This window comes from Enterobacter cloacae complex sp. 277I4 (genome assembly GCF_050031465.1).
Lineage (GTDB): Bacteria > Pseudomonadota > Gammaproteobacteria > Enterobacterales > Enterobacteriaceae > Enterobacter > Enterobacter cloacae.
This window is the reverse complement of record NZ_JBLGWC010000001.1, coordinates 3,966,849-3,979,055: the sequence shown is the minus strand read 5'-3', so window position 1 is coordinate 3,979,055 and position 12,207 is coordinate 3,966,849. Positions and strand designations below refer to the sequence as shown.

At 59.7% G+C, this 12,207-nt stretch carries 12 protein-coding genes; 10 read left to right on the top strand and 2 right to left on the bottom strand.

Annotation, left to right across the window (positions count from 1 at the left end):
• The first annotated feature begins 179 nt into the window (after nucleotides 1-179).
• The 9 genes from hycA (at nucleotide 180) to hycI (ending at nucleotide 7,976) form a co-directional block, all read left to right on the top strand.
• Nucleotides 180-644: a formate hydrogenlyase regulator HycA gene (hycA, locus tag ACQG19_RS19360; RefSeq protein WP_013098469.1), complete on the top strand. Its 465-nt coding sequence runs from the start codon at nucleotides 180-182 to the stop codon at nucleotides 642-644.
• A 70-nt stretch (nucleotides 645-714) separates the two neighbouring features.
• Nucleotides 715-1,323, top strand: coding sequence for a 4Fe-4S dicluster domain-containing protein (locus ACQG19_RS19355; protein WP_013098468.1), 609 nt, complete (start codon nucleotides 715-717; stop codon nucleotides 1,321-1,323).
• Entirely contained in the window at nucleotides 1,320-3,134 is a 1,815-nt protein-coding gene (gene hycC, locus ACQG19_RS19350; RefSeq protein WP_222168943.1) for a formate hydrogenlyase subunit 3, read from the top strand. The genes ACQG19_RS19355 and hycC overlap by 4 nt, the downstream gene beginning before the upstream one ends.
• Before the next feature lies 1 nt (nucleotide 3,135).
• A complete protein-coding gene (locus ACQG19_RS19345) occupies nucleotides 3,136-4,059 on the top strand; it encodes a respiratory chain complex I subunit 1 family protein (protein WP_222168944.1) in 924 nt (307 codons plus the stop codon).
• 15 nt (nucleotides 4,060-4,074) lie between these two features.
• Nucleotides 4,075-5,784 carry a formate hydrogenlyase subunit HycE gene (gene hycE / locus ACQG19_RS19340; RefSeq protein WP_029883192.1) on the top strand — a complete coding sequence of 570 codons (1,710 nt, stop codon included), beginning with the start codon at nucleotides 4,075-4,077 and terminating at the stop codon, nucleotides 5,782-5,784.
• A gap of 9 nt (nucleotides 5,785-5,793) precedes the next feature.
• Nucleotides 5,794-6,336 (top strand): formate hydrogenlyase complex iron-sulfur subunit, encoded by a 543-nt coding sequence (locus ACQG19_RS19335; protein ID WP_023620172.1) that lies wholly within the window; start codon nucleotides 5,794-5,796, stop codon nucleotides 6,334-6,336.
• A complete protein-coding gene (locus tag ACQG19_RS19330) occupies nucleotides 6,336-7,103 on the top strand; it encodes an NADH-quinone oxidoreductase subunit B family protein (protein ID WP_014833050.1) in 768 nt (255 codons plus the stop codon). The genes ACQG19_RS19335 and ACQG19_RS19330 overlap by 1 nt, the downstream gene beginning before the upstream one ends.
• Nucleotides 7,100-7,510, top strand: a complete 411-nt coding sequence (locus ACQG19_RS19325) for a formate hydrogenlyase maturation HycH family protein (protein ID WP_014833049.1) — start codon at nucleotides 7,100-7,102, stop codon at nucleotides 7,508-7,510. Before ACQG19_RS19330 ends, ACQG19_RS19325 begins: the two co-directional genes overlap by 4 nt.
• On the top strand, nucleotides 7,503-7,976 hold the full coding sequence (gene hycI / locus ACQG19_RS19320) for a hydrogenase maturation peptidase HycI (protein WP_013098461.1): 474 nt from the start codon (nucleotides 7,503-7,505) through the stop codon (nucleotides 7,974-7,976). The genes ACQG19_RS19325 and hycI overlap by 8 nt, the downstream gene beginning before the upstream one ends.
• Before the next feature lie 67 nt (nucleotides 7,977-8,043).
• Here hycI and ACQG19_RS19315 read toward each other — a convergent pair whose 3' ends face one another.
• Nucleotides 8,044-9,468 carry a 6-phospho-beta-glucosidase gene (locus ACQG19_RS19315; protein ID WP_219247318.1) on the bottom strand — a complete coding sequence of 475 codons (1,425 nt, stop codon included), beginning with the start codon at nucleotides 9,466-9,468 and terminating at the stop codon, nucleotides 8,044-8,046.
• An 18-nt stretch (nucleotides 9,469-9,486) separates the two neighbouring features.
• On the bottom strand, nucleotides 9,487-10,938 hold the full coding sequence (gene ascF, locus ACQG19_RS19310; protein WP_246932391.1) for a PTS cellobiose/arbutin/salicin transporter subunit IIBC: 1,452 nt from the start codon (nucleotides 10,936-10,938) through the stop codon (nucleotides 9,487-9,489).
• 215 nt (nucleotides 10,939-11,153) lie between these two features.
• Between ascF and ACQG19_RS19305 the strand changes: the two genes are divergently transcribed.
• Nucleotides 11,154-12,167: a LacI family DNA-binding transcriptional regulator gene (locus tag ACQG19_RS19305; RefSeq protein ID WP_029883949.1), complete on the top strand. Its 1,014-nt coding sequence runs from the start codon at nucleotides 11,154-11,156 to the stop codon at nucleotides 12,165-12,167.
• Nucleotides 12,168-12,207 lie beyond the last annotated feature (40 nt).

The window sequence follows — 12,207 nt, the reverse complement described above, 5'->3', positions numbered from 1 at the left end:
CAATAACAATGCCAGCCTGGTTTTGGTTAGGGGGTGACGATGTCAACGCTGTCGAAATGACACGTCGACACCCTCTTGTTGACAGCCTGTTTTGAATTAAATCCATTAAATATCAATGTATTAAAAACTGGCATGGAATCTGCTTAACAGCCGCTATCTCCATTAACCGGATACCTTCTATGACTATTTGGGAAATTAGCGAAAAAGCGGATTACATCGCGCAGCGTCACCAGCAGTTACAGGACCAGTGGCACCTTTACTGCAACTCGCTGGTCCAGGGGATCACCCTCTCCAAAGCCCGTCTTCACCACGCTATGAGCTGTGCGGCGCAGGGGGATATGCGCTTTGTTTTGTTCGGCCATTTCACGATTTACGTCACCCTGGCCGACACCTTCAACAGTCACACCATTGAGTACTACGTCGAGACAAAAGAGGGTGAAAAACAGTGTATTGCGAAGGCGCAACTGATGGCCGACGGCATGGTTGACGGTCACGTCAGCAACCGCGATCGCCAGCAGGTGCTGGAGCACTATCTGGAAAAAATCGCGCCGGTTTATAACGGTCTGTACACCGCCGTAGAGCACGATCTTCCGGTCAACCTGAAGCAGCTGATGGATGAACACGCCTCAGCGGACGTGGCCTGATCATCACGTGTCGAGAAGTGTCGACATGACAGTTTTTCGTCAAAAATGACTATCACCAGAGGATGACCCGGTGAACCGTTTTGTAATTGCTGACTCGACGGTCTGTATTGGCTGTCGAACCTGTGAGGCGGCCTGTTCGGAAACGCACCGCCTGCACGGGCTCCAGTCCATGCCGCGCCTGCGCGTCATGCGTAATGAAAAAGAGTCTGCCCCGCAGCTCTGCCACCACTGTGAAGATGCGCCGTGCGCGGGCGTCTGTCCGGTGAATGCCATCACCCGAGTTGACGGCGCGGTACAGCTGAACGAAAGCCTGTGCGTGAGCTGCAAGCTGTGCGGCATAGCCTGCCCGTTCGGTGCGATTGAATTTTCCGGCAGCCGTCCGCTGCATATTCCGGCGAATGCCAACACCCCAAAAGCGCCACCTGCTCCCCCGGCTCCGGCACGTGTCAGTACGCTGCTTGACTGGGTGCCCGGCGTGCGTGCGGTGGCGGTGAAGTGCGACCTGTGCAGCTTCGATGAGCAGGGCCCGGCCTGCGTGCGCACCTGCCCGACCAAAGCGCTGATTCTGGTCAACATTCGCGATATTGCCCGCACCAGCAAACGCAAGCGCGAGCTGACCATTAATACCGACGTCGGCGATCTTTCTCTGCTTCAGGCGCTTAACGAGGGGGCGAAATGAACGCGATATTCATGATTAACAGCGCCGTGGCGTACTTTGCCGCCGCTGCTGTGCTGGCGTGGCTCCTGTCATTCCATAAAACCCTGAGCGGCTGGATCGCCGGTATCGGCGGGGCGGTGGGCAGCCTGATGACGCTGGCAGCAGGTACGGCAGTGTTACTCAGCGGCCAGACCGCCGAAGCAATGATTCCGATCGTCCGTCATACCGTTCAGCTCACGCCGCTGAACGCCATCTGGCTGGTGACTTTTGGTCTGTGCGGGGTGTTTATCAGCCTGTTCAATATTGACTGGCACCGCCATCAGCACACCCGCGCGAATGGTCTGCTGGTTAACCTGCTGATGGCGTCGGCGGTCTGCACCGTCATTGCCAGCAACCTCGGCGCGCTGGTGGTGATGGCGGAGATCATGGCGCTCTGCGGTGTATTCCTGACGGGATGTAGCGCCTCCGGCAAGCTGTGGTTTGCGCTCGGTCGCCTCGGCACGCTGCTGCTGGCGCTGGCCTGCTGGCTGGTGTGGCAACGTTTCGGCACGCTCGACTTCGCAGCGCTTAACGGTCAGCCGCTGGGAAATGACGTCTGGCTGCTGGGCGTGGTGGGCTTTGGCCTGCTGGCCGGGATCATCCCTCTGCACGGCTGGGTGCCGCAGGCGCACGCGAATGCCTCTGCACCCGCTGCCGCGCTGTTTTCCACCGTGGTGATGAAAGTCGGTCTGTTCGGCGTTCTGACGATCACCCTGACCGGCGGCCAGCCGCCGCTGTGGTGGGGTGTCGCGCTGCTTATCGCAGGTATGGTTACCGCCTTTATCGGCGGGCTGTATGCGCTGATGGAGCACAACATTCAGCGTCTGCTTGCGTACCACACCCTGGAAAATATCGGCATTATCCTGCTCGGCATCGGCGCAGGCGTGACCGGCCTGGCACTCAATCAACCGGCGCTGATTGCCGCCGGGTTTATCGGGGGGCTGTATCACCTCGTTAACCACAGCCTGTTTAAAAGCACCCTGTTCCTGGGCGCGGGCAGCGTCTGGTTCCGTACCGGTCATCGGGATATCGAAAAACTCGGCGGCATTGGCAAAAAGATGCCGGTGATTTCTCTCGCCATGCTGGTCGGGCTGATGGCGATGGCCGCGTTGCCGCCGCTGAACGGCTTTGCGGGCGAGTGGGTGATCTACCAGTCCTTCTTCGCGCTCGGTCAGAGCGACGCCTTTATCGCCCGGCTGCTCGGCCCGCTGCTGGCGGTTGGGCTGGCGATAACCGGGGCGCTGGCGGTGATGTGTATGGCAAAAGTCTACGGCGTCACCTTCCTTGGCGCACCGCGCACGCGGGAAGCGGAAAACGCCTGCTGCGCCCCGGTACTGATGTGTGCCAGCGTGGTCGCGCTGGCGCTGTGCTGCATCGCGGGCGGGGTCGCCGCCCCATGGCTGCTGCCGCTGCTGGATAACGCCATTCCACTGCCGCTGACCACCGCCCATACCACCGTCTCCCAGCCGATGATGGCGCTGCTGCTGGTTGCCGCACCGCTGCTGCCGTTTGTCCTGATGCTGTTCTTCAAACGCGACCGTCTCGCCTCCCGCTCGCGCGGCGCGGCCTGGGCCTGCGGCTACGAACACGAACAATCGATGGTCATCACCGCCCACGGTTTTGCCATGCCGGTGAAAGAGAACTTCGCTGCCGTGCTGAAGCTGCGCCACTGGCTGAACCCGGTGGGATGGATGCCGGGCTGGCAGAGCGCCGCCGTTCCTGCGCTGTTCCGCCGTCTGGCGCTGATCGAGCTGGCGGTGCTGGTGGTCATTGTGATTTCACGAGGAGCCTGACATGAGTCTGTTACTGGCAATACTTCAGGCGCTGGTGCTGTTCGCCGTTGCGCCACTGCTGTCGGGCATCACGCGCGTGGCGCGCGCCCGGATGCACAACCGTCGCGGGCCTGGCGTGCTCCAGGAGTACCGCGATCTCTTCAAGCTGCTCTCCCGCCAGGGCGTGGCGCCGGATGCCGCAGGCTGGGTCTTCCGCCTGACGCCGTTCGTGATGGTCGGCGTGATGCTGACCATCGCCACCGCGCTACCGGTGGTGACGGTGGGCTCGCCGCTGCCTGCACTTGGGGATCTGATTACGCTGATTTACCTCTTCGCCATTGCCCGCTTCTTCTTTGCTATTGCGGGCCTGGATACCGGCAGCCCGTTTACCGGTATCGGCGCCAGCCGCGAGGCGATGCTGGGCGTGCTGGTCGAACCGATCCTGCTGCTGGGGCTGTGGGTGGCCGCGCAGGTCGCGGGTTCCACCCATATCAGCTTTATCACCCACACCGTTTACCACTGGCCGGTGTCACGTACCCTCCCGCTAGTGCTGGCCCTTTGCGCCTGCGCGTTCGCCACCTTTATTGAGATGGGCAAACTGCCGTTTGACCTCGCAGAAGCCGAGCAGGAGCTACAGGAAGGGCCGTTGACCGAATACAGCGGCTACGGCTTTGCGGTGCTTAAGTGGGGCATCAGCCTTAAGCAACTGGTGGTCCTGCAGATGTTTGTTGGCGTCTTCTTCCCGTGGGGGCAGATGACGCACTTTTCCGCTGGGGGGCTGGTATTGGCCGTGGTGGTTGCCGCGCTCAAGCTGCTGGTCGGCGTGCTGGTGATTGCCCTGTTTGAAAACAGCATGGCACGTCTGCGCTTTGTCGCGACCTCGCGCATCACCTGGGCCGGTTTTGGTTTTGCATTTTTAGCGTTCGTCTCCTTGCTGGTGGCGTGATTAAAGAGAGTATTTATGTCTGAAGAAAAGAAAGGTCAGCAGTATCTCGCCGCGTTGCATCAGGCTTTTCCGGGTGTTGTGCTGGATGAAGGATGGCAGACCAAAGACCAGGTAACCGTCACCATTAAGGTGAACTATCTGCCGGAAGTGGTGGAGTTTCTTTACTACCAGCAGGGCGGCTGGCTGTCAGTGCTGTTCGGCAATGACGAGCGTCAGCTGTGCGGCAATTACGCGGTGTACTACGTGATGTCGATGGAGCAGGGCGAGAAGTGCTGGCTTACTGTGCGCGTGGAAGTCGACCCGAACAAGCCGGAGTACCCGTCCGTCACACCGCGCGTGCCTGCCGCCGTCTGGGGCGAGCGCGAAGTGCGTGACATGTATGGCCTGGTGCCGGTGGGGCTGCCGGATGAACGCCGCCTGGTGCTGCCGGACGACTGGCCGGACGAACTGTATCCGCTGCGCAAGGACAGCATGGATTACCGCCAGCGTCCGGCCCCAACCACCGACAGCGAAACCTACGAGTTCATTAACGAACTCGGCAACAAAAAGAACAACGTGGTGCCGATTGGCCCGCTGCACGTCACCTCTGATGAACCAGGCCACTTCCGCCTGTTTGTTGATGGCGAAAACATTATCGACGCCGACTACCGCCTGTTCTACGTCCATCGCGGCATGGAAAAGCTGGCGGAAACCCGGATGGGCTATAACGAGGTGACATTCCTCTCGGACCGCGTGTGCGGCATCTGCGGCTTCGCCCACAGCACCGCCTATACCACCTCGGTGGAGAACGGCATGGGGATCGTGGTGCCGGAGCGCGCGCAGATGATCCGCGCCATTTTGCTGGAAGTGGAACGTCTGCACTCGCACCTGCTGAATCTCGGTCTGGCCTGTCACTTTGTCGGTTTCGACTCCGGGTTTATGCAGTTCTTCCGCGTGCGCGAGGCGTCGATGAAGATGGCGGAGATCCTCACCGGGGCGCGTAAAACCTACGGTCTGAACCTGATCGGTGGGATCCGCCGTGACCTGCTTAAAAACGACATGATCCAGACCCGACAGCTGGCACAGCAGATGCGTCGCGACGTGCAGGAGCTGGTGGATATGCTGCTCAGCACGCCCAACATCGAGCAGCGTACCGTGGGGATCGGCCGTCTTGATCCGGAGATCGCCCGCGACTTCAGCAACGTTGGCCCGATGGTGCGCGCCAGCGGCCACGCCCGCGACACCCGCGCCGATCACCCGTTTGTCGGTTACGGCCTGCTGCCAATGACCGTACACAGCGAACAGGGCTGCGACGTCATCTCCCGCCTGAAGGTGCGTATCAACGAGGTCTTCACCGCGCTGAATATGATCGACTTTGGGCTCGATAACCTGCCGGGCGGCCCGCTGATGGTGGAGGGCTTCACCTACATCCCGAACCGCTTTGCCCTCGGCTTTGCCGAAGCGCCGCGCGGGGACGACATCCACTGGAGCATGACCGGCGATAACCAGAAGCTTTACCGCTGGCGCTGCCGTGCGGCCACCTACGCCAACTGGCCAACCCTGCGCTATATGCTGCGCGGCAACACGGTCTCCGACGCGCCGCTGATCATCGGCAGCCTCGACCCGTGCTACTCCTGCACCGACCGCATGACCGTGGTGGACGTGCGCAAGAAGAAAAGCCAGGTGGTGCCGTACAAAGAGCTTGAGCGCTACAGCATCGAGCGTAAGAACTCGCCGCTGAAATAAGGACTTGTCATGTTTACCTTTATCAAAAAAGTGATCAAAACCGGCACGCCCACCAGCCGCTACCCGCTGGAGCCGATGCCGGTGGATAAAAACTTTCGCGGCAAGCCGGAACACAACCCGCAGCAGTGCATCGGCTGTGCGGCCTGCGTCAACGCCTGTCCGTCGAATGCCCTGACGGTGGAAACGGATCTGAAAACCGGCCAACTGGCCTGGCAGTTTAACCTCGGTCGCTGCATCTTCTGCGGCCGCTGCGAAGAGGTTTGCCCGACGGTCGCCATTCGTCTGTCTCAGGAGTACGAGCTGGCGGTGTGGAAGAAAGAGGACTTTTTGCAGCAGTCGCGTTTTGCCCTGTGTAACTGCCGCGTCTGCAAACGTCCGTTCGCCGTGCAAAAAGAGATCGACTATGCCATCGCGCTGCTTAAGCACAACGGCGATGCCCGCGCGGAGCATCATCGCGAAAGCTTTGAAACCTGCCCGGAATGCAAACGGCAGAAATGTCTGCTGCCGTCCGACCGCATCGATATCACCCGTCATATGAGAGAGGCCAGCTGATGGAAAACTTACTCGGTCCGCGCGACGAGCGGGGCATTCCGGTGCCAATGACGGTGGAGGAGTCCATCGCCAGCATGAAGGCGTCGCTGTTGAAAAAAATCAAACGCTCGGCCTACGTTTACCGCGTGGACTGCGGCGGCTGCAACGGCTGCGAGATTGAGATCTTCGCCACGCTGTCACCGCTGTTTGACGCCGAACGCTTCGGCATCAAAGTGGTGCCGTCTCCGCGTCATGCCGACATTCTGCTGTTCACCGGGGCCGTCACCCGCGCCATGCGCTCGCCCGCGCTGCGCGCCTGGCAGTCTGCGCCCGATCCGAAAATCTGTATCTCCTATGGGGCGTGCGGTAACAGCGGCGGCATCTTCCACGACCTCTACTGCGTATGGGGCGGCACCGACAAAATCGTACCGGTGGACGTCTACATTCCGGGCTGTCCGCCGACGCCTGCCGCCACGCTGTACGGCTTTGCCATGGCGCTCGGCCTGCTGGAGCAGAAAATCCACGCCCGTGAACCGGGTGAACCCGACAATCAGCCTGCGATGATCCTGCATCCGGACATGGTGCAGCCGCTGCGGGTGAAGGTAGACCGCACGGCGCGTAGGCTGGCGGGCTATCGCTATGGCCGCCAGATTGCCGACGATTACCTGCGCCTGCTGAGCCAGGGCGAGCACCAGGTGGCGCGCTGGCTGGAGGCGGAAAATGACCCGCGTCTCAATGAGATTGTGGCGAACCTGAACAGCATTGTGGATGAGGCGCGTATCCGATGAGTGAGACGGTGGTGTTCAGTCAGCTGAGCCGTAAATTTATTGATGAGAACGATGCCACGCCGGACGCGGCGCAGCAGGTGGTCTATTACAGCCTGGCGATTGGGCATCACCTCGGGGTGATCGACTGCCTGGAGGCGGCGCTGAGCTGCCCGTGGTCCGACTATCTGGCGTGGATCGCCACGCTGGAAGAGGGCAGTACGGCGCGGCGCAAAATGGAAGGGGTACCGAAGTACGGTGAGATCGTTATCGACGCCAACCATATTGCGATGCTGGCGAACGCGTTTGACGCGGCGCTGAAACGGCAAACCCCCGAACAGCAGGCGTGGAGCAAAACGCTGCTCAGCATGCTGCATGATATTCATCAGGAAAGTGCCATCTACCTGATGGTGAGGAGATTACGTGACTGACGTTTTACTGTGTGTCGGCAACAGCATGATGGGCGACGACGGCGCAGGCCCGCTGCTGGCAGAGATGTGTGCCGCGAACCCGCAGGGCAACTGGGTGGTGATTGACGGCGGCAGCGCGCCGGAAAACGACGTGGTGGCCATCCGCGAACTTCACCCTGATCGGCTGTTGATTGTCGATGCTACGGATATGGGGCTGAACCCGGGGGACATCCGCCTGATCGACCCGGACGACATTGCCGACATGTTCATGATGACCACGCATAATATGCCGCTTAACTATCTGGTGGATCAGATCAAAGAGGACGTGGGCGAGGTGCTGTTTTTGGGCATTCAGCCGGACATCGTCGGATTTTATTACCCGATGACACCCCCGGTGAAAGCCGCGGTGGAAGTGGTCTATTCACGGCTTGCGGGGTGGGTTGGAAAGGGTGGGTTCCAGCCCCTCACCCTAACCCTCTCCCCATAGGGGATAGGGGACAAAATACACCCTCTCCCCTGGGGGGAGAGGGCCGGGGTGAGGGGGAAGCAACAGGCTACGCCAGATCCCCCCCGTTACTCGCAATCACCTTCTTATACCACCAGAACGATTTCTTGCGTTTGCGCTCCAGCGTGCCGTTTCCGGCATCGTCGCGGTCCACATAGACAAACCCGTAGCGCTTGCTCATTTCGCCCGTTGAGGCCGCCACCAGGTCAATGCAGCCCCAGGTGGTATAGCCCATCAGCGGCACGCCGTCCTCAATGGCATCGCCCATCGCGCGGATATGCTCGCGCAGATAGCTGATGCGGTAGTCATCGTTAATTTCGCCGTTTTCATCAATGACATCTTTTGCGCCGAGGCCGTTTTCCACCAGGAATAGCGGTTTCTGATAACGGTCGTACATCATGTTCATGGTGATGCGCAGGCCGAGCGGATCGATGCCCCAGCCCCATTCGCTCACCTGAATATGCGGGTTGCGCAGGGATTTGACGATGTTCGCCGCATTGGTATTATTCGCATTCATATCGGCCGACGCGCAGCGCGAGGCGTAATAGCTGAACGATACAAAATCGACGGTGTTTTTCAGCATTTCGTCGTCGCCCGGATCTTTCACAATCACCACCCCTTTTTCGCGGAACACGCGGGTGGAGTAGGCCGGATAGCTGCCGCGCGCCTGCACGTCGATGAAGAACAGGTTCTCGCGGTCCTTCTCCAGCGCCATCCATACGTCTTCCGGCTTGCAGGAGTAAGGATAGAAATTCCCGCCCGCCAGCATGCAGCCGACCTGGTTTTCCGGGTTTACCTCGTGGGCGATTTTGGTCGCCAGCGCGCTTGCGACCAGCTCGTGGTGCGCGGCCTGGTATTTCACCTGATCTTCGTTTTCACCTTCTTCGAACACCAGCCCCGCGCCGGAGAACGGGCTGTGCAGCATGATGTTGATCTCGTTGAAGGTGAGCCAGTATTTCACCAGACCGTTAAATTCTTCGAAACAGGTGCGGGCGTAGCGGGCAAAGAAATCGACCATCTTGCGGTTGCGCCAGGAGCCATACTCCGTCACCAGATGCATCGGCACATCGAAGTGGCACAGGGTGACCAGCGGCTCAATGTTGTACTTTTTGCACTCTTCAAACACCGCGCGATAAAAGGCAATGCCCTCTTTATTCGGCAGCGGTTCGTCGCCGTTCGGATAGAGGCGGCTCCAGGCAATCGAGGTGCGGAACACCGTAAAGCCCATCTCCGCCATCAGGGCGATGTCCTCTTTGTAGCGATGGTAAAAATCGATCGCCTCGTGGCTTGGGTAAAACTCGTCGTCACGCAGCGAAAAACGCTTTTCCTTACCAAGCTTCACCGCCAGGCGGTTTGCGCCGTGAGGGATCATGTCGACCGTGGTCAGCCCTTTGCCGCCTTCACGGTAAGCGCCTTCGCTCTGGTTGGCGGCAAGCGCGCCGCCCCATAAAAATCCTTGTGGAAAAACAGACATTTCTACCTCGTTATACGGTTAAACTTGTGCGGTTTTGGCCTGCACCGGCGCGCTCTGCAGGGCGCGGGCTTTTTCAGCCTCGTCTTCGACCGGGATATCTTCAAAGCCTAATATCAGGGTCAGCACGAAGGAGAGCACGACCGCCAGCGCCATGACGCCGAATACCCAGACAATGGTCATCGGGTTGGCCGGATCGAAGAACTGCACGCTGGTAAACAGCCCCGGCGCCGCCATTGAGTGGCTGGCAAGCCCCGCAATACCGGCCACCGCGCCACAGATAAAGCCGCTAATCAGGCTGGCAATCAGCGGGCGTTTCAGGCGAACCGCCACGCCGTACAGCGCCGGTTCAGAGATGCCCGCCATGATGGCGGAAGCCGCCGCGGCCAGCGCCGTCTGGCGCAGCTCCGGGTTTTTCGTTTTCCATGCCACCGCCAGGGATGAACCGCCGAGCGACAGGTTGGCACCGATTTCCGACGGCATCACCATCCCCTCTTTACCCGTTTCGGCAATGGTCTGAATGATAGTCGGGGTAAAGACGCGGTGCATCCCGGTCATGACCAGCAGCGGCCAGAGCGCGCCCATGATCGCCACGGAGAGCCAGCCCAGATAGCCGTGGATGGTGTAGACCAGCGCGGAGATGGCGCTGCCGATCCAGATCCCCAGCGGCCCAATCAGCACGATGGCGAGCGGGGCGGCAATCAGCACGATCAGCATCGGCTTGAGGAAGTTTTTCGTCACCGCAGGCGTAATGCGATCCACCCAGCGTTCGATATACGACAGGCACCAGGTCATCACCAGCGCCGGGATCACGGTGTAGGTGTATTTCACCGCCGTCACCGGGATAAACGCGAATTCGACGTGCTCACCCTGCGCGGCTTTCGCCATCAGCTCGATAAAGCTCGGGTGCACCAGCACGCCTGCAATGGCGATCGCCAGCGACATGTTGGTTTTGAATTTCACCGCGGCAGATGCTGCCACCATCAGCGGCAGGAAGAAGAACGCCCCGTCGCCGATGACGGTCAAAATGGTGAGCGTCGGCGCGCCTTTCTCCAGCACGCCGGTCATCTCAAGGATCATCGCCAGCAGCTTGACCATCGAGCCGCCGATGATCGCCGGGATCAGCGGCGACATGGTGCCAATCAGCGCGTCGAGGATCCCGGCACCGATGCGGCGCAGGGTCAATTTCTGTGGGCCTTCCGGTACGGCAGGCTGCAGGTCGGTTGGCAGCAGGCTCACCACCTCACGGTAAGCCTGAGAAACGGTATTGCCGATAATCACCTGGCACTGGTTGTCGTTACGTACCACGCCCAGTACGCCGCTGATATTTTTCAGGCGTGCGGTATCGGTAGCGGTTTCGTCTTTCAGGACGAAACGCAGTCGCGTCATGCAATGGGTGACGGCGACGATGTTGTCTTTGCCGCCAAGCGCGCTGATAACGTCTTGCGCCAGCGCGGCATAATTTTTGGCCATCGGATGTGATCCTGTTGTCGTTGTGAGAGTATGTAGGAAACCGGTTCCACATAATCATCATGAGTTTCTTTGAATGAAACAAGATCGCATTTTGACCATTTTTTCATTTCGTGATGGCGATCACCAGACGGTTCAAAAAGCGTGAGCGCGTCGTTGCGACAATTGTTTTGCAGTGCAGTACACTGCGTGCCATCAGTATGAAAGGGAATAACAACATGACCACGATGCTTGAAGTGGCGAAGCGGGCAGGCGTTTCGAAAGCGACGGTTTCCCGGGTGCTGTCGGGGAATGGCTATGTCAGCCAGGAGACCAAAGACCGGGTTTTTCAGGCCATCGAAGAGAGCGGCTATCGCCCCAATTTGCTGGCGCGCAACCTGGCGACCAAACGCACCCAGACGCTGGGACTGGTGGTGACCAACACCCTGTATCACGGCGTCTATTTTAGTGAGTTGCTGTTTCACGCCGCCCGCATGACGGAAGAGAAGGGGCGGCAGCTGATCCTGGCGGACGGCAAGCACAGCGCCGATGAAGAGCGCGAAGCCATCCAGTACCTGCTTGATATGCGCTGTGACGCGGTCATTATCTATCCGCGTTTTCTGAGCGTGGAAGAGATGGACGAGATCGTCGAGAAATACGAGCAGCCGATCATGGTACTGAACCGTCGCCTGCGTAAAAACAGCAGCCACAGCGTCTGGTCAGATCATAAAGCCTCCTGTCAGGAAGCGGTGTCACAGCTGATTGAGAAAGGGCACCGTGACATTGCGTTTATCACCGGCTCGCTGGATTCGCCCACGGGCGTGGAGCGTCTCTCCGGCTACAAAGATGCCCTGGCGCAGCACCAGATCCCGCTGCGTCCGACGCTGATCGCCCACGGCAAATGGAACCCGGCCAGCGGCGCGGCGGCCGTGTCTGAGCTGCTCTCGCGCGGCGAAACCTTTACCGCGCTGGTGGCGAGTAACGACGATATGGCGATTGGCGCCATGAAACAGCTTCACGACAGCGGCGTCGCCACGCCTGATGCGGTGTCGGTGGTAGGCTTCGACGATGTGGCGATTGCGCCCTACATCGTGCCCTCGCTCTCCAGCGTGCGTATTCCGGTTACGGAGATGATTAAAGAGACCATCAGCCGCCTGATTTTTATGCTCGACGGCGGCGAGTTTAAGTATCAGCAAACCTTCTCGGGTGAGCTTATCCTGCGCGACTCTGTCATCGACGGCCCGCACCGCTGATGTCGACAGCTGTCATCGTCAGAAGTGACGATGACAGCCC